This window comes from Paenibacillus lautus NBRC 15380 (assembly GCF_004000945.1).
Taxonomy (GTDB): domain Bacteria; phylum Bacillota; class Bacilli; order Paenibacillales; family Paenibacillaceae; genus Paenibacillus_AQ; species Paenibacillus_AQ lautus.
Genome location: NZ_BIMF01000002.1, coordinates 762,167 through 777,641 on the forward strand (window position 1 = coordinate 762,167; position 15,475 = coordinate 777,641).

Consider the following 15,475-nt stretch of genomic DNA (forward strand, 5'->3'; position numbering starts at 1 on the left):
TAGACTGGAATGCAGTTTTTCTTTAAATAATACAACTCCTTCCATTTATTATTCGTACAATATAGGCGTTATTCGTAAGTTAGTCAATACAGAAGTGGCAGCTAACCATGACGTATAAAAGGCTTGTTATCCAAAAATCCCGCTCTCTCCGTTGTTACAAGAGAGATCGGGATTTGGATCACATATGTGCTTCTATACTTTAGATTCGTCTGCTTCTTTTTCGGATATAAGCCAATGTATAGAGCATACTTCCAGCTACGATAACCACTGAAAACAGAAGCAGCAAGTTGCTGTACAAGTCTGCCACAGCATTCCATAACATTGGAAGAAGCGGGAAATCCAGCAATCGTCTGGAAAGTAAACCTCCTACGATCGCAACTCCGATCCCCTCCGATAAGAAGCATGCAAAATTAAGCATTCCCATCCCTGCTCCCGCTTCTTTCTCTTCCAGAGCATCGGAAACGACGGTTGAAATCACCGTCTTCACAAAAGAAAGGCCTCCAAATACAAAAATAAGCATGGCGGTAACAATCCAAGGTGATTGATCCGCCAGCATAGCTATGGTTAAAAAACCACCGATAATCATCAAGGATCCTATATAGAACACAAGATGATGACCTTTTTTATCGACGAGTATGCCCCCTAACATGCCAAACAGCATGACGCTCATGGCACCAGGGAATATAATACCCGCGCCAATCATGCCTGTTGACAGATGATGGACGCTTCTCATCAGATAAGGCACCATGGACAGAAATCCCGCAACCATGCCCAAAATGATGCAGCCCGTGACCGTTCCGGCGATGAACTTCTTCCTTACGAATAAATACGGTTCGATAAATGGATTTGAGGCCCGCTTGATACGTGCGGCGAATAGTACGAGCGCTGCTAAACAGCCAGCCAGATACATCCAATGCTCATCGGTTGTAAACAAGGTAAATAGCACTACGCCAATCGAGAGCAGAGCTGCTCCCGTAACATCCATGTTCCCTTTCTGTTTGGTTTCATCCGGCAGCACTCATAAAAAGAACGGAATCGTTGCAAGCGTCATAAGAGGAAAAACAAACAACACGGACCAGTGCACATAATGGGCAACGACGCCTCCGATGACAGGCCCGATTCCTTCGCCCGTTGCAACCAGCGATCCTATAAGACCAAAAGCTCTGCCGCGAGATTTTGCATCGAAATAACGCACAATCATGACCATGACCAGTGCAGGGATGGCAGAGGCTCCCGCCCCCTGAATAAATCTTGCCGCAATCACAGCAGGTAAATAGGCATGTGCCGCTAATCCCAGGATAGACCCGCTGCCGTACGTTACGATGCCTATCATGAGCATTTTTTTGATCCCGTACAGATCCGATATTTTTCCGTACACAAACGAACCAATGGCGAACGACAGCATAAAGCCTGTATTGACCCAATTGGCAGTCGATGGCTCCACTTGAAATTGTCTAGCGATATCCGGTAGTGCCACATTAAACACCGTTTCATTCAAAACGCTGAAAAATACCAAAAATCCCAGCCAGGCAAAGGCGCCTTTCACATTTGTGATCCGTAATTTTTGGCTTGGTTGAGTAATCTCTTCCACTTGGTAGTTGCCCCCATAAAATTAGGGGAATACGCAGTTTATAGGGTCAATGATGCGATTTCCCTCAAATTTTGTACCCAAATCAATGTTTTTTGCCGCATGCAATAATCCTCCTTAGAAATTTCTATTTTTATATAACATACGGTTTAGGAAAATTTGTAATCCGTGAATTTCCCTCTAAACGGGCAGACATCCATTCCCGAAAATATAAATATATGAAAAAACGAAGCGCTAGCCATATCCGTGCTTCGTTTTTGTGCGGCACCTCCTCTCTAAGTATCAGCCCCTTCTACCGTGAGCTTAAACGGTGGCTAGCGTCTGCTCTCCACACCTACCATGGTCACTACTCCATACCAACTCTATCTATTTGCATAGGATATCTAATGATAGATTCAAGGAGGTTTGGTAGCATGACAACCCCTATGGAGTTTGATGCCATTTTCAGTCTGGGTCACAACTGTCAGGTTGCCGCCCAGCTAAGAAGAAACAAGCTGCGTCATGCAGCGGGTCCGTTGGACTGGTTCAACTTCGCTTCAACACACGAGTTTTGTAAAGTCATTAAACATCAATTCAGCGATTTCATGCTCCGGGATAACCTGGTCATATATGGTAAATCCGTAAACTGTTACTATGTACGAGACAAACGATCTTCCTGTTTATCCTTCCATGATTTCAAGAACGATCCGGAGGAGCGGCCTTTATATGACTACCCCGTTTTTCGCGAACGGCTGGATCGAAGAATCGAGCGCTTTAACCGCAACTTGAATTCTGAACAAAAGACTCTGCTCGTGCGGATCATCCCGCATAAAAAAGATGCTGAGACGATTGATCAGGTTATTCGTGAAACCTACTCCAATCCGAACGTAACCCTGTTATTTGTCATGCTTAGCAGCAGTCCGAGTATTGTAACCCTTCCCTCATTCTCGGATCGGGTGCTCATCAAGCAAATACCGAAAGGACCCACATGGGAAGGTGATTTGGAGGCTTGGAAGACCATTCTTGGAAAATTTTCGCTCATTTCAGGGGAATAAACGTTTGACAAAACCAAAATTTTCCTGTATATTTACTAAAAGTGAATCGGAGCTCTTACGAAGGAAGCACCCGTAAGTCTGGCGTTTAATAGCGCCTTTCTACGGGTGCTTTTTGTCGTGAGTCCGGTCATCCTGTCATGATGCGCTAGCCGCTAATGATGATTATTATTTTTTAGGAGAGATGTTTATGTTTAGAAGATTACTGACTTCATCCCTTGTTATGGCACTATTTCTCACTTTAATCCCCATGCCTTTCGCAAATGCGGCCGCGATTGAGTTCACCGATACGGTACAAGCCCAATTGAATGCCACGGCGGACCGGGCCGGCGGAACTGTTCGTGGGAAGCTAATCAAACAGTACGATGATTTTAAATCCGAACGAAAGCAGGCGATGGATTGGGACGATCGAATCTCTTCCCTTCGTTATGCCAATGAAGCCAAAGCTTCGGAAACCCGCAAAAGAATCAGCGAAATCGATAAGGACAAAATCCGCAAGCTAGAGGATCAGCTCCAAACAGCCAAAACCAAGTACCAGCCGCTGTTTAACACCTATACCGCTCTCAATAAGCAAATCGCCGCAGCTAAAAAACTCAAAGACAAAACGCTCTCCAAGATGCTGCAGTCACAGGCTGGTGGCATGAAACTCCTGGTTACCCTGGGACGTGAGGATATTAGAAATAAGCAGGCCGCCCTTACGGCTGCCAAGAAAGAGAAAACTTCCAAAGCGGCAAAGGTCCGCTCTATCCTGTCCGAGATTGATTCCTACAAAAGCAAGATCAAGGGCGATAAAAGCGCAATCTCTACGCCGAATAAACTGATGACAACCGAGTGGAAGAATTTCAAAACCGCAGTAAAGGCCAATGAATCGGCCAGAACCAGCGATACCCTTTCCAGGCTGCTGACGCTCTCCGGTCAGATCCTGACGAAAAAGAAAAGCATTTACAGTCACGAACAAAAAATCGAGTCTATCATTGCACGTGCAAATGCGCAATTAAAATAACGATTTAAGAGTCCCACGATACAAAAATAACTTCTGCCGAGGGCAGAAGTTATTGTTCGATATGCAACAAGTCAACTCAACTTGAAGCCGTTTGTAACGGGTATTGAAATCCAGCCAACCTGGATTGATCAAGCAATGGATAGTCATATAACATGCCTTCATAAACAACCTCGAACGCCGGATGCTGAAAGAAATCATTCGGAGTTACTGCGGATGAAGGGCGATCCCATAGATGGATTCTGCTTTGCTTCATCGCTTCCGCTACGAATTGTGAGCAGAAGTAGGATCTTTCTCTCGTAATATCAAGTCTCATCAGCACGCCGAACATACCGATGAGATTGTACCCGTAAGCATCCTCTTCATCCTTATAATTTTGAATCACGCGTCTTGCCGCCTCAAATTGCTCTCTTGTGATCTGGAGACGGAGCAGAGCGCAGCGCGTACCAGGAAAGTGACGGAAGGTCCCTTCGTATACATCTTCCTCCACAAAACCCCCAACCCAAGGATTGTTGGCGCATTTGCGGCCGAAACTGAACACTTCGTTCAAATTCTCGTCCAGCGCCAGCGAAGCATGATTATAGGGAGCTGCCGTAATTCGTTTGATCAGTTTCGTAAACATCGTACCCGTATCAGTCAGAAGAACATATATATTTTGGTTATCGGACATTTGGCTTTCCCCCACATACATTGATTACATATTTCATTGAATCCGGATTTCGTCAAATCCTTCGTTAATTTCATTGTAGTAGAGGCAAGCCGTTTCCATAACCGACTATAGGTGTGAATAGAACCTGGACCTTAGTCGAGTTCTCACCTGACCTTGCGACATGATACCCCTAACTATACCCCATATAAGCGACGATAGGAAGATGGCGTCATGCCTTCATGCTCCATAAATCGCTTGTTAAAATAACTGACACTTGGATAGCCCGCTTCCACTGCAATTTGTCCGATGGTTTTTTCTTTATGGTCGAGCAGCCACTGCTTTGCCATCTGGAGTCGGCAGCGCGTTACAAAATCCATCGGAGTCATCTCCATGACATTGCGGAATAATTTGCAGAAATAGTAAGTGGTTACGCCGAGTCTGTCCGCCCACTCTTCCAAAATAAACGGCTGTGCCGCTTCCTGCTGCATAATCGGCAGCAGTTCAAGAATCCGGTTGGCGGAGTTGTTCGATTTATTGTCCGATAATGCGGACGCCTGCTCCACGAATACCGCTAACAAGGAATACGTTAGCGTGGATAATTGCGCAGGCTTGAGCATCCGGTGGGTCTCCGCCTCACATAACAGCGCTTCGTGCGCTTCCTCAAAGGCAGACGGCTGCCGAATGCTCCACAGCTGGCTTTTATGAAATCCGCGTTCGATGAAATAGTTCTGCAGACCGCTGCCATAAAAGTGGAACCACCGTACATCCCACGGATCGTCCTCGCTTGTGTAATAACGCTGTGCCTGCATAGGAAAATACAGCACGGCTTCACCTGGGCCAAGCGTATGGGCTACATTTTCGATTTCAACATACCCTTTACCGGAAGCCACATAGTGAATATTGAAATTGTTTAAAGACCCGGCTGCCCGCGTAACCGTATGGTCCGGTTCATCCCGGTAAATTCCCACCGATTCGGGCAGGCAGAAGAACGGCATTTGCGGAAGGGTCAGCAGATGACTTTGTCGTTTCATCATAATACTCCTCGAATGACAATATTGTTGTATTAGACTACAAAATAATATTATATCAATTTTATTTCTTGTCTTTTATAATCGCAATATAATCTTAATAAGTTGTATAGGAGCTGATGAACATGACTCAAAAACTTCGTTGGGGAATCCTTGGCTGCGCCAGCATTGCCAAACGCTCGGTCATACCTGGTTTGCAGCAATCCCGTCTCAATGAAGTCGTTGCCATTGCCAGCCGCGATCAGGCAAAAGCAGCACAAACGGCTGAGGAACTGAATATCCCGACAGGATACGGCAGTTACGAGTCCTTGCTCGAGGATTCTTCCATAGATGCTATCTATATTCCGCTCCCTAACCATCTACATAAAGAATGGAGCATCCGTGCGGCGGAAGCCGGTAAACACATTCTATGCGAAAAACCGCTTGCGCTGACGGAAGCAGAAGCAGCTGAAATGGCTGAAGCAGCAGCTAAAGCCGGCGTAGTGCTGGCCGAAGCCTTTATGTATCGCTATCACCCGCGGTATGACTTGATGAAGGAAATGATCGACTCCGGTGCCATCGGGGATATTCGGGGCATTCGCAGCGCGTTTACCTTCAACAGCTCAGCCAATCACGGCAATGTCCGTTTCCGCAAGGATTGGGGCGGCGGCTCGATTTATGATGTCGGCTGTTATCCGATCAATGCCGCGCGGATCCTGCTGAATAAAGAGCCGGAAGCCGTTACCGTTCAAGCTTTCTTCTCCCCTGAGCATGACCATGTCGACATGATGGCATCCGGATTAATCGAATTTGAAGGCAATGTCGCTCTGACATTTGATTGCGGAATGTGGGCGGCGTATCGCAACCCTCTTGAAATTGTGGGCACGATTGGCCTGATTGAAGTCCCTTACGCTTATAGCTTGCCTGAGGACGGAGCGAACTTCTTCTTAACGACAGGCGAAGGACGTAAAGAAATCGAGGTTCCTCGTGCAAACGCATACAGCGAACAAGGTGATCATATGGCCGAAGCTATTTTGAACAACAAACCCCTCCGCTACTCCGCAGAGGACGCAATTCACAACATGAAAGTCATTGACGCTTGCCTGCAATCTGCCCATGAACGGAAGCGAATTGTATTGTAATTACACCCAAGGAGGATATGAATATGAAATATATATCAATCAAGGGATTAAACAAACCCGTCTCAGCACTAATGAAAGGAACGGACTACTTCTATCATGATTCGTACGAGAAAGCTGCCGCCAATATGGATGCTTACCTTGCGATCGGCGGCAATTCCGTTGATACCGCCCACATCTACTGTGGAGGTCAAAGCGAAGAAGTCATCGGCAGATACATGCAGGAAAGGGGTAACCGGGATCAGATCGTCATCCTGACCAAGGGGGCCCATCATGATCAGAACGGCCCGCGCGTGAATAAAAAGGACATCAAGAGTGACATCACAACGAGCTTCGAAAGACTGCAAACGAATTTCATCGATCTGTACGCTCTTCACCGTGACGACCCTGAGGTTCCGGCAGGTGAAGTTATTGAGGCCCTGAACGAATACATTGCCGATGGCAGCGTGGGTGCCATTGGGGTATCCAATTGGACATGGGAGCGCATCCGGGATGCCAATGCCTATGCTGAAGCGAATGGACTGGTCGGTTTCTCCTTCAGCAGCCCGAATCTCAGTCTGGCCAAGCCAAACGAGCCGTTCTGGAAAGGCTGCGTCTCAGCCGATGCAGAGACGATTGCGTGGCATGAGGCCGAGCAGTTCCCGCTGTTCTCCTGGTCTTCTCAAGCGAGAGGATTCTTCACCGGACGATTTACGCCGGAAATTCGAGATAATGCGGATCTTGTGCGGGTATTCTACAGCGATGCGAACTGGGAGCGATTAGAGCGCGCCAAACAACTGGCCGCAACGAAGAATGTGACAGCCATACAGATCGCGCTCGCTTACGTGCTGAACCAGCCATTCCCGACCTGTGCGCTGATCGGTGCGCAATCAGCCGAAGAATTAAAATCCTGTGATGAAGGTTCAACCATCCAGCTGACAAGGGAAGAAATAGACTGGTTAGACCTAACGATCGATCAGCTGTCTACAATCTAAATGTTAAAAGCGCCTTGTGCCAGGATAATTCCATCCTGCTCAAGGCGCTTTTTATAGGCTAATGAACCGTCTGAAACCCTTCACTAGGACGAAGCCATCTCCTTGATCGGTAGAATAATCCGCGCTGCTGAGTTACTTCCTACTCCTGCAAACTCCGAAGATATGCTTCATATTCAACCGTAAACTCAAGCGCTTCCTTAAAATCCGGGGACTTGAGCGAAAGGGCTTCGACGACTTCCTCTTTTCCTGTCTCATGCAAGGCTAGGATGCGAGGCTGCCTTGGGACGCGAAACTGGGTATGATCGTGATATACGATGGTGACGATGGTGCCAAGCGGCTCCTTCTCGGTTGAATAAACCGTACTCCACATCCAGCGCTGCTGGTCCGTCCCTTCCGGGCTTCCCCATTCTCTTGAAATGTCAAAGTTCCCCGGGAAATTAGGTTCAGGACGTATTCCCAGCTCCTTGAATTCTCTATGAATCGGCAAGAATAACAGGTTCAAAAACGTCCCATACGCTGCATCTCCACCCTCGTTGTATGCCCTCATCAGTTTTTCATGATTTACGGTAAGTACGGTTTGCCAGTTTCGTTCAATGTATTCGGAAACATAGCTTCCGATGGCTTCGATGGGATGATCTTGATGATCTTGGTGCTCTTCCAAAAATTCCTGCAGCGGTTTCATTGGTTTCATGGTTTACCCCTTCCCATTTCATGGATTTTTTGATGTACCTCTCCAGCTTACAACATGGGTGCAAATTGTAAGGTTTGTAGGATAACCAGCCCATATTAGGGGTAAACCTTATCATGTACTTTAGTCTCTTACCCTGAACCCTTGTAACATACCGGCAATCACATCCATCGTTTCCTCGAGGCCTTTATCGGTTTCCGGCATTTGAGCGACCCAGAGCGAGCATTCGTTTAATGCGCCGGACAAGGCATGGGTCATAGCATCAACAGGGATTCTCTTCATCATTCCCAACTCCTGCATCAAGGTTAACTGCTCCCGCAGATGACTCATCGAATGCAGCTCGTCCAACTCTCGCCAAGATTCCCAGCCTACGACACTTGGACCGTCAATGAGCATAATCCGCTTATTCTGCGGTTCGACCACGGCTGCAACAAAAGCCCGGCAGCCAAAGAGGAGCTGCTCCCAAGGATCCTCGGAGCTATCCGCTTCCGTCTCGACGCGCTGCGCTATTTCCGATTGCACTAATTCAAGCACGGCCAGGAACAAACCTAGTTTATTCTTAAAGTGATGATACAGCGCGCCGCGGGTAGCTTTAGCTTCGTCGGCAATCTCTTCTAGTGCCGCATTGGCGTAGCCTTTTTCCGTAAATTGGGTTCTGGCTACCTTCAGCAGCAGCTGTATTGTCTCGTTGGTTTCGCTTTTGCTTCTTCTCATATTTCGCGTTGTTCCCCCCTATGCATCATTCTCTGGGGTCAACCCCGTTTGGTGACCACACTTCTTCATTATACTGCTCGAGAAAGGCCTGGGAAGGCGGAATAATCTTGATCATGTCAATCAGTACCCCATTCGGGTCACTAGTAATAAAATGCCGCTGACCAAATTCCTCGTCCCGCATATCCTGATGGAGCTGCAGCTTTTCGTGGATGACCAGCCTTTGGTACTCGGCATCCACATCCTCCACCTCGAAATTCAGAATCAATCCCTGTACAGGTTTCTGAAAAGCGGACGGTACCGTGGGATGGTCTTTGGATAAGATGGCCATTTCATAAGCGCCTTGTCCTTGGTCACCCTTCTTCAGGCTTACATACCAATCCGCTTCAAAAACAATCTCAAAACCAAACAACCGTGTGTAAAAGTCTGCGCTTTCGGCAATCTTCTCAGTCATGATCACGGGATAAAATCCTTGCAGCTTCATATGGAAAACATCTCCTTCTATAATGGGATGCATCCAATTTAACATACATACAGTATGTATGTAAATATGTTCTTTTAAAACTTACCATAAAAAAAAGAACCTGCAGATCGGACCGCAGGTTCTTCGTTTGCTACCACAACAAGCTGACAGCCAATAGATTGAACAATGCTAACGGCAATATGACATTAGGGTTGGGCCCGTATGGCACAAATGGAGGGTATCCCGGGAAGAAACCTCTGTTGCCTTGTTCTACAAGAATGTACACATTCTTTGCATCAACATTAATGACGATACCTTCAATGGCTTCATCATCCATCGTATGCACTCTTACCTTGCGATTGACTACGTTTTTCATGGCCGAATGGGCGCTTTCTCTATGTTTCTTCATGGAATGTACCAACTGGTGGTCGCATTGAAACAGCATTTGGGGTTGGGTTGAATAATGGCTCATGATGCTCCTCCTTCATTCTCTTCTATTCGCATTGTATGCAAATGTCCCGTCAAGGGTGTTTGCCTATCTGAAATCCGTTTAATGCATAGCGGATACGGGTATAGTACAACCAGATGAAGGAGGGTTAAACACCATGGACAATCGAAATATACAGACAAAGCCCGGAAGCTTTTTTATTGAAGATAACGGAAAAACGGTAGCCGAAATCTCCTACTCACCTCAAGGAAACGGAGTGATTAGTATCGATCATACCTATATTTCACCCGGCCTACGAGGCCAAGGAATCGCCGACGAACTCGTTCGAAAAGTAATAGGATACGCTCGGGAAGAAGATTTGAAAATCATCCCCGTTTGCTCCTACGCCGGACATTATTTTGACAAAAACGTCGAAGATCGTGTACTGCTGCACAAATAACAAACGATGATTAAAACAACATATGGCATTAGGAATCGGATGTACCCGTAAGGTTTAACTCGCCAGCCATAAGAAAGCTCCTCTTATCGGTTGGCTTTTACGCGCCATGATTTCCATGTTCAAATGTAACGTTGGTATTTTCTATTGCGATAGAGTGATCCTATCCTCTATGATCAAATGGTATAGCTTAAGTTAGGGAGGCAACTGTAATCATGAGGCAAACAGCGGAACATTGGGTCTGGGAACAGATGTTTGATAACTTGCCTATTGGGGCAATCCTGATTTCTGCGGTTGACGAGCCTGTGGCGAAGGTGAATGATCGTTTTTGCGAACTTATCGAATCCAAACGTTCAGACCTGCTTCAGCTCAAACCTTCCGAAATCCAAGTTCTATCCAACTTATCGATTCAACAAACATTACAATCATTGACATATGACCTAACGTCCACGCTCAAAAAAAACTCTTACTTTATCCGCCGTGACGGAAATCAAGTTCAAGTCTCTGTGACGATTTCCCTGTTGAACCATCCCGCCCCTGGAGAGACTCCATGGATTTTATGCTGTATTGAACCTGGGACCGTACAGGAGGAGTCGTCTTTGCCGCCGACCATTAAGAATGATGAGCTGCTTGCACTCATCTCCAAGAGCGGACAAGATCTTATATCCATTAGCAACGCCGACGGCATCATCGAATACATCTCACCTTCTGTAACGGAAATCCTCGGATACACCCAAGAGGAAATGACGGGCCAATGCCGGATCGATTACTATCATCAGGTTGATTCCGAGCAAATGAAAGAACCGGGCAAACTATTCTCAGAGGAAGATAGTTTCGTTCGACGCATACGCCATAAGGACGGGCATTATTTATGGTTTGAAACGTCTTTCCAGCTGGTCCGGGGAGCGCAAGGCGAGGTTACCAAGGTCCTGGCCATTGGACGAAATATTACCAAACGCAAAACGGATGAGGATACGCTGGCCCATGCGCAGCGGATTGCCAAGATTGGTTCCTGGCGTTGGGACTTAATCACGCATACGCTAACCTACAGCGATGAAATGAGGCGAATTTACGGGTATCAGATCAGTACTACCGAGCCAAACCATAACACGCTGCTGTCATTGGTCGTTCCGGAGGACCGCGAGCGGCTGGAGGCGGAATTGAGCAGAGCCATTCTAGGGAAAGCGAATGAAATCATTTACCGGATCCAGCTTCAGGACGGGCAAATCCGAACGATTCGAGCTCAATGGGAAGTCTCCGTTACGAACCAAGGCAGACCGATGGAGATGGTCGGCATGGCCCAGGATATCACCGAGCAGGTGCTGATTGAACAGCAGTCGCTGGAGAATGAAAATAAGTACAAGCTCATAACCGAAAATTCCCTTGATTTCATATCGAGTAGCACCATAGGCTGTTCCACGTTTCTTTATTGTTCACCTTCCTGTTATTCCCTGCTTGGATATCGTCCGGATGAGATGGTTGGCACCAGTATATTCGATTACGTATACGCTGAGGATATCATACCGCTCCAGGACTATTTCAAGAATTGCCTGGACGGCAAATCGCTCATACCAATTACCTTCCGTTATATACATAAGGATGGCAGGCACATCTGGTTTGAAGTCAATTGCAAGTACATTAGCACGCAGGACGGCCAAAAGAACGAAATCATTTCGATCGCCCGCGACATTTCCGAGCGAAAGATGATGGAATTTAAACTTAAAGAAAGCGAGCAGCGATATCGTTCTCTATTTGAATATAATCCGTCGGCGGTATACTCCCTGAATTTGGATGGCGACTACTTAACGGCCAATCAGAATTTGCAGGAGCTGACGGGATATTCCCTGGACGAGCTGATCGGAATGTATTTCGGACCGATTGTAGCGGAAAATGACATGGCTCGAACGTTGTATCATTTTAATCAGGCGACTGAAGGCATACCGCAGAGCTATGATCTGACGATAATTCATAAGGATGGACATCCCATCAACATCAATACCGTCAACATACCGATTTTCGTGGATGACGAAGTGGTCGGCGTCTATGGCATTACCCGGGACATTACCGAGCGCATGCGAACCATGGAAGAGATTAAGAAACTTAGCCGCGAGCTCACTCTTTTGCTGAATACGGTGTCCGAAGGCATTATCGGGCTGGACATTCACGGACATGTCGCATTTATCAATCCGGCAGGCGCAGCGATGCTGGATTATGAACCGTCCACCACCATCGGAAGACCTTGCGACCAGATTATCAAAGAAATTTGCCATGACGGCACTTTTTATCGGGGGGATGATTCACCACTTGTTCGGGCCGTCAAACAAGGCGTACCGCTGTCCAGAGCCGAAATTGTGCTTTGGCGAGGCGACGGAACCAGCTTTCTGGCAGATTATCAGGTCAACCCAATCTGGGATCAAGGAGAGCGCAAAGGTGCCGTTATGGTGTTCCGCGATATCACCGATGAGAAAGAGATCATCCGGGCGAAGGAGAATGCCGAACGGGCAGATCAAGCGAAAACGGAGTTTCTGACCATGATGAGCCACGAACTCCGTACACCCATGAACGGCATCATCGGTATGATTGAGCTGTTAAGAACGACCGAGCTTGACGAGGACCAACAGAATTATACCGATATTTTGATGGAGAGCAGCAGCTCGCTGCTGCACATCCTGAACGAGATCCTCGATTTCAGCAAAATCGAGACCGGCAATATGACCCTCATTCACGAACCGATCGATTTACGTTCCTTGCTTGAAATCGTCGTTGATTTATTCTCGGCCAAAGCCAAAGAAAAAGGATTAACGTTATCCTGCAGCATCAACAGCTCCACGGTTCCCGATGTGATCATCGGCGATGCCCTGCGGCTGCGGCAAGTGCTTGTTAATCTTATCAGCAATGCTATTAAATTCACCCATGAGGGCAGCATCGTGATCAGTGTCGAGGGACTGCGCAGGACGGGCACCCATGAATTCACGCTTGCTTTTCAAGTAAGGGATACGGGAATTGGCATTCCTGCTGAACAGCAGCATCAGCTGTTCACCTCCTTCTCGCAGCTTCATCCATCCTTGAATCGCAAATACGGCGGTACGGGATTGGGGCTGGCGATCAGTAAAAAACTAGTTGAGCTGATGGGAGGGGTCATCGGCGTCGAGAGTCGTGAAAACGTCGGTTCCTCCTTCTACTTTACGATCCCGACCCATACGCTGCATGATGATATCACGGACAAATAAGCCTTTGGTTTCACTCCAATATCCTCCACAAAAAAAAGGGTGATCTACAGCAATGAGCTGTGGACCACCCTTTTCTCATATATGCAAATGGTACTACTGCTCGTACAGAGACTCTAGTTCGTCGACGAGTGATCCAACATAAGCTACCGCTTTGGAGATCGGCTCGGAAGTGGACATATCGACGCCCGCCATCGCCATTAATTCCAGCGGGCTCTTGCTGCCTCCGGTTTTGAGGACGTGGAGCCAGCGGTCTACAGCCGGTTGTCCCTCCTCGCGAATCAATTGTGCTGCAGCTGTTGATGCAGTCAGACCTGCGGCATAAGTATATGGATAGAGACCCATATAATAATGCGGTTGTCTCATCCAGGTCAGCTTCGCTCCTTCATCGAGCTCGACCGCGTCACCCCAGAAATCGGAAAGCACGGCACCCTTTAGCTCAGATAGCTTATCTGCGGTAATCGGCTCATCAGCCATCGCATGGCGGTATACCCGTCGCTGCATTTCCGCTTCCAGAAGATGAGTCACGTAGTTATGGTAATACGTGCTCAGAAGCTGAAGAATAACAGAGCGTCGCATCCGCTTATCCTCGGATTGGCTGAGCAAGTGATCCGCCAGCAGCAGCTCGTTCATCGTTGAAGGCGCTTCGATAAAATACAAGGAAGGACGCGCATTGGTAATACGCTGATTCTTCGCTGCCAGCATCAAATGACCGGCATGCCCGACTTCATGCGCTAATGTGAAGGCATTGCGCATATTATCCGCCCATGCCATCAGGATATAGGAATGTACCCCGTATACGGAGGAACAGAACGCGCCTGTAGATTTACCGATATTATCGGCATAATCCACCCAGCGCTTGGAGAACGTGGATTTAACGATCTCGCCGTATTCAGGACCCAGAATCGACAAGGCGCTCGAAATCGTGGAGCACGCTTCTTCATAAGTGACGCTTGGATTGAAATCCGGATCCATCGGCGCTTTCAAATCGCAGAACAGCATTTGATCCAGCCCAAGCACACGCTTCTTGAGCTTCATAAGCCTCCGCATATGCGGAGCTAACTCCGTCAGAATGGTATCATGAATATGGTTGTACATCTCCATCGTCACTTGCTGCGGCTTCAGCAGCATGTCCGTTACGGTATCATACCCGCGAAGCCGGGACATCACCACTTGCTTCTTCACTTCGGTGGCGTAAGCCTCGGCAAATGTATGACGCGATCCCTGCAGCGACTTCGTGAACGAGGCATAAGCCTCCCGTCGAAGCTGCGTATCCTCAGACATTTCGTAAGAATTCTCGTACAGACGGAACGAGACCGGTTTGTTTACGTCATTCACTTGAATCTCGTCAAAGATCATATCCGACAGCTTGCTGCGCAAATAGATGCGGTAAGGCGAACCGAGCACCTCTCCCAGCGATGCTAGCACGCTTTCCGTCTCAGGACTCAAGCGGTGAGGCTTGGATTCCAGCAACAATTTTAAGCTGCGGGCATAAGGTACAAGCCCGTTTTCCTTCGTTATGTAATGTTCGATGGCTCCATCTTCGAGATCCAGCAGCTCCGATTCAATGAACGTCAGAGAGGATTGGATGCGTGAGAGAACATCGCCCGTTTTGGCCGAATTCGCCAGGTTAGCCGGGTTGGTTCCGTCCTCCGATTGTCGTAATCTGGCATACGCCCCGACTCTGCTAATGCTCTCCATCAAAACTTCCTGTTCATTCAAGCATTCCAGAAGAACAGATGCCCCCTCTCCCAGTCTGCCTTTGAATCGCGTCAATTGAGCAGCTTGTGATTCAAGCGCCTTTAACCCCGCTTCGAATTCTTCTTGCGAGACAAACAAATCATCCAGATTCCAGGTTGCCTCAATTGGAACCTCACTTCGTGTCAGCAATTTCCCCATGGATACAGCTCCTCTCGTGTCTTATCCTCTCATGATTGACTATCGCAACTACTAATGATTAGCAACAGCATAACAATTCCATCATATCACAGTTTTTTAAGGGATCGTATCCGCTTTTCCACCTTGACTTCTGACCATATTTATGGATATAGTTATTGCATACTCTTATCTAAAGGAGAGATTTTGATGTCGGTGGTCGTTCTTAACTAACCAAA

Annotated in this window: 13 protein-coding genes and 1 pseudogene; 6 read left to right on the forward strand and 8 right to left on the reverse strand. The window is 47.5% G+C overall.

Annotated elements, in window-relative coordinates; all coding sequences use genetic code 11:
- Window positions 1-199 precede the first annotated feature (199 nt).
- Window positions 200-1,555: pseudogene (locus tag PLA01S_RS06845) on the reverse strand (MFS transporter).
- Between the two features lie 446 nt (window positions 1,556-2,001).
- Between PLA01S_RS06845 and PLA01S_RS06850 the strand changes: the two are divergent.
- Together PLA01S_RS06850 and PLA01S_RS06855 are read left to right on the forward strand one after the other, a co-directional pair.
- Entirely contained in the window at window positions 2,002-2,622 is a 621-nt protein-coding gene (locus PLA01S_RS06850) for a DUF1796 family putative cysteine peptidase (protein ID WP_127590972.1), read from the forward strand.
- A gap of 187 nt (window positions 2,623-2,809) precedes the next feature.
- Window positions 2,810-3,622 (forward strand): hypothetical protein, encoded by an 813-nt coding sequence (locus tag PLA01S_RS06855; RefSeq protein ID WP_127590974.1) that lies wholly within the window; start codon window positions 2,810-2,812, stop codon window positions 3,620-3,622.
- Window positions 3,623-3,698: 76 nt separating this feature from the next.
- On the opposite strand, the gene PLA01S_RS06860 is transcribed toward PLA01S_RS06855, so the two are convergent.
- Both PLA01S_RS06860 and PLA01S_RS06865 read right to left on the reverse strand, forming a co-directional pair.
- Window positions 3,699-4,289, reverse strand: a complete 591-nt coding sequence (locus PLA01S_RS06860; RefSeq protein WP_127590976.1) for a hypothetical protein — start codon at window positions 4,287-4,289, stop codon at window positions 3,699-3,701.
- Between the two features lie 173 nt (window positions 4,290-4,462).
- Complete coding sequence (locus tag PLA01S_RS06865) at window positions 4,463-5,299, reverse strand: helix-turn-helix transcriptional regulator (protein WP_127591107.1); 837 nt, start codon at window positions 5,297-5,299, stop codon at window positions 4,463-4,465.
- A gap of 122 nt (window positions 5,300-5,421) precedes the next feature.
- On the opposite strand from PLA01S_RS06865, the gene PLA01S_RS06870 reads away from it, so the two are divergent.
- Both PLA01S_RS06870 and PLA01S_RS06875 read left to right on the forward strand, forming a co-directional pair.
- On the forward strand, window positions 5,422-6,417 hold the full coding sequence (locus tag PLA01S_RS06870; protein WP_127590978.1) for a Gfo/Idh/MocA family protein: 996 nt from the start codon (window positions 5,422-5,424) through the stop codon (window positions 6,415-6,417).
- A 23-nt stretch (window positions 6,418-6,440) separates the two neighbouring features.
- Window positions 6,441-7,388: an aldo/keto reductase gene (locus tag PLA01S_RS06875; RefSeq protein ID WP_100536397.1), complete on the forward strand. Its 948-nt coding sequence runs from the start codon at window positions 6,441-6,443 to the stop codon at window positions 7,386-7,388.
- 139 nt (window positions 7,389-7,527) lie between these two features.
- On the opposite strand, the gene PLA01S_RS06880 is transcribed toward PLA01S_RS06875, so the two are convergent.
- The 4 genes from PLA01S_RS06880 to PLA01S_RS06895 form a co-directional block, all read right to left on the reverse strand.
- A complete protein-coding gene (locus PLA01S_RS06880) occupies window positions 7,528-8,079 on the reverse strand; it encodes a DUF6022 family protein (protein WP_127590980.1) in 552 nt (183 codons plus the stop codon).
- A gap of 120 nt (window positions 8,080-8,199) precedes the next feature.
- Window positions 8,200-8,790 carry a TetR/AcrR family transcriptional regulator gene (locus tag PLA01S_RS06885; RefSeq protein ID WP_127590981.1) on the reverse strand — a complete coding sequence of 197 codons (591 nt, stop codon included), beginning with the start codon at window positions 8,788-8,790 and terminating at the stop codon, window positions 8,200-8,202.
- 25 nt (window positions 8,791-8,815) lie between these two features.
- Window positions 8,816-9,271 (reverse strand): VOC family protein, encoded by a 456-nt coding sequence (locus PLA01S_RS06890; protein ID WP_127590983.1) that lies wholly within the window; start codon window positions 9,269-9,271, stop codon window positions 8,816-8,818.
- A gap of 130 nt (window positions 9,272-9,401) precedes the next feature.
- On the reverse strand, window positions 9,402-9,722 hold the full coding sequence (locus tag PLA01S_RS06895; protein ID WP_100536393.1) for a hypothetical protein: 321 nt from the start codon (window positions 9,720-9,722) through the stop codon (window positions 9,402-9,404).
- Between the two features lie 133 nt (window positions 9,723-9,855).
- Between PLA01S_RS06895 and PLA01S_RS06900 the strand changes: the two genes are divergently transcribed.
- Both PLA01S_RS06900 and PLA01S_RS06905 read left to right on the forward strand, forming a co-directional pair.
- Window positions 9,856-10,137, forward strand: coding sequence for a GNAT family N-acetyltransferase (locus PLA01S_RS06900; RefSeq protein ID WP_127590985.1), 282 nt, complete (start codon window positions 9,856-9,858; stop codon window positions 10,135-10,137).
- Between the two features lie 212 nt (window positions 10,138-10,349).
- Entirely contained in the window at window positions 10,350-13,364 is a 3,015-nt protein-coding gene (locus tag PLA01S_RS06905) for a PAS domain S-box protein (RefSeq protein WP_127590987.1), read from the forward strand.
- 93 nt (window positions 13,365-13,457) lie between these two features.
- On the opposite strand, the gene pepF is transcribed toward PLA01S_RS06905, so the two are convergent.
- Complete coding sequence (gene pepF / locus PLA01S_RS06910) at window positions 13,458-15,260, reverse strand: oligoendopeptidase F (RefSeq protein WP_127590989.1); 1,803 nt, start codon at window positions 15,258-15,260, stop codon at window positions 13,458-13,460.
- Between the last annotated feature and the right edge of the window lie 215 nt (window positions 15,261-15,475).

Excerpts from the sequence above, each read along its gene's own strand:
- PLA01S_RS06850 (WP_127590972.1), top strand. The coding sequence starts at position 2,002 with ATGACAACCCCTATGGAGTTTGATGCCATTTTCAGTCTGGGTCACAAC.
- PLA01S_RS06855 (WP_127590974.1), top strand. The coding sequence starts at position 2,810 with ATGTTTAGAAGATTACTGACTTCATCCCTTGTTATGGCACTATTTCTC.
- PLA01S_RS06860 (WP_127590976.1), bottom strand. The coding sequence starts at position 4,289 with ATGTCCGATAACCAAAATATATATGTTCTTCTGACTGATACGGGTACG.
- PLA01S_RS06865 (WP_127591107.1), bottom strand. The coding sequence starts at position 5,299 with ATGAAACGACAAAGTCATCTGCTGACCCTTCCGCAAATGCCGTTCTTC.
- PLA01S_RS06870 (WP_127590978.1), top strand. The coding sequence starts at position 5,422 with ATGACTCAAAAACTTCGTTGGGGAATCCTTGGCTGCGCCAGCATTGCC.
- PLA01S_RS06875 (WP_100536397.1), top strand. The coding sequence starts at position 6,441 with ATGAAATATATATCAATCAAGGGATTAAACAAACCCGTCTCAGCACTA.
- PLA01S_RS06880 (WP_127590980.1), bottom strand. The coding sequence starts at position 8,079 with ATGAAACCAATGAAACCGCTGCAGGAATTTTTGGAAGAGCACCAAGAT.
- PLA01S_RS06885 (WP_127590981.1), bottom strand. The coding sequence starts at position 8,790 with ATGAGAAGAAGCAAAAGCGAAACCAACGAGACAATACAGCTGCTGCTG.
- PLA01S_RS06890 (WP_127590983.1), bottom strand. The coding sequence starts at position 9,271 with ATGAAGCTGCAAGGATTTTATCCCGTGATCATGACTGAGAAGATTGCC.
- PLA01S_RS06895 (WP_100536393.1), bottom strand. The coding sequence starts at position 9,722 with ATGAGCCATTATTCAACCCAACCCCAAATGCTGTTTCAATGCGACCAC.
- PLA01S_RS06900 (WP_127590985.1), top strand. The coding sequence starts at position 9,856 with ATGGACAATCGAAATATACAGACAAAGCCCGGAAGCTTTTTTATTGAA.
- PLA01S_RS06905 (WP_127590987.1), top strand. The coding sequence starts at position 10,350 with ATGAGGCAAACAGCGGAACATTGGGTCTGGGAACAGATGTTTGATAAC.
- pepF (WP_127590989.1), bottom strand. The coding sequence starts at position 15,260 with ATGGGGAAATTGCTGACACGAAGTGAGGTTCCAATTGAGGCAACCTGG.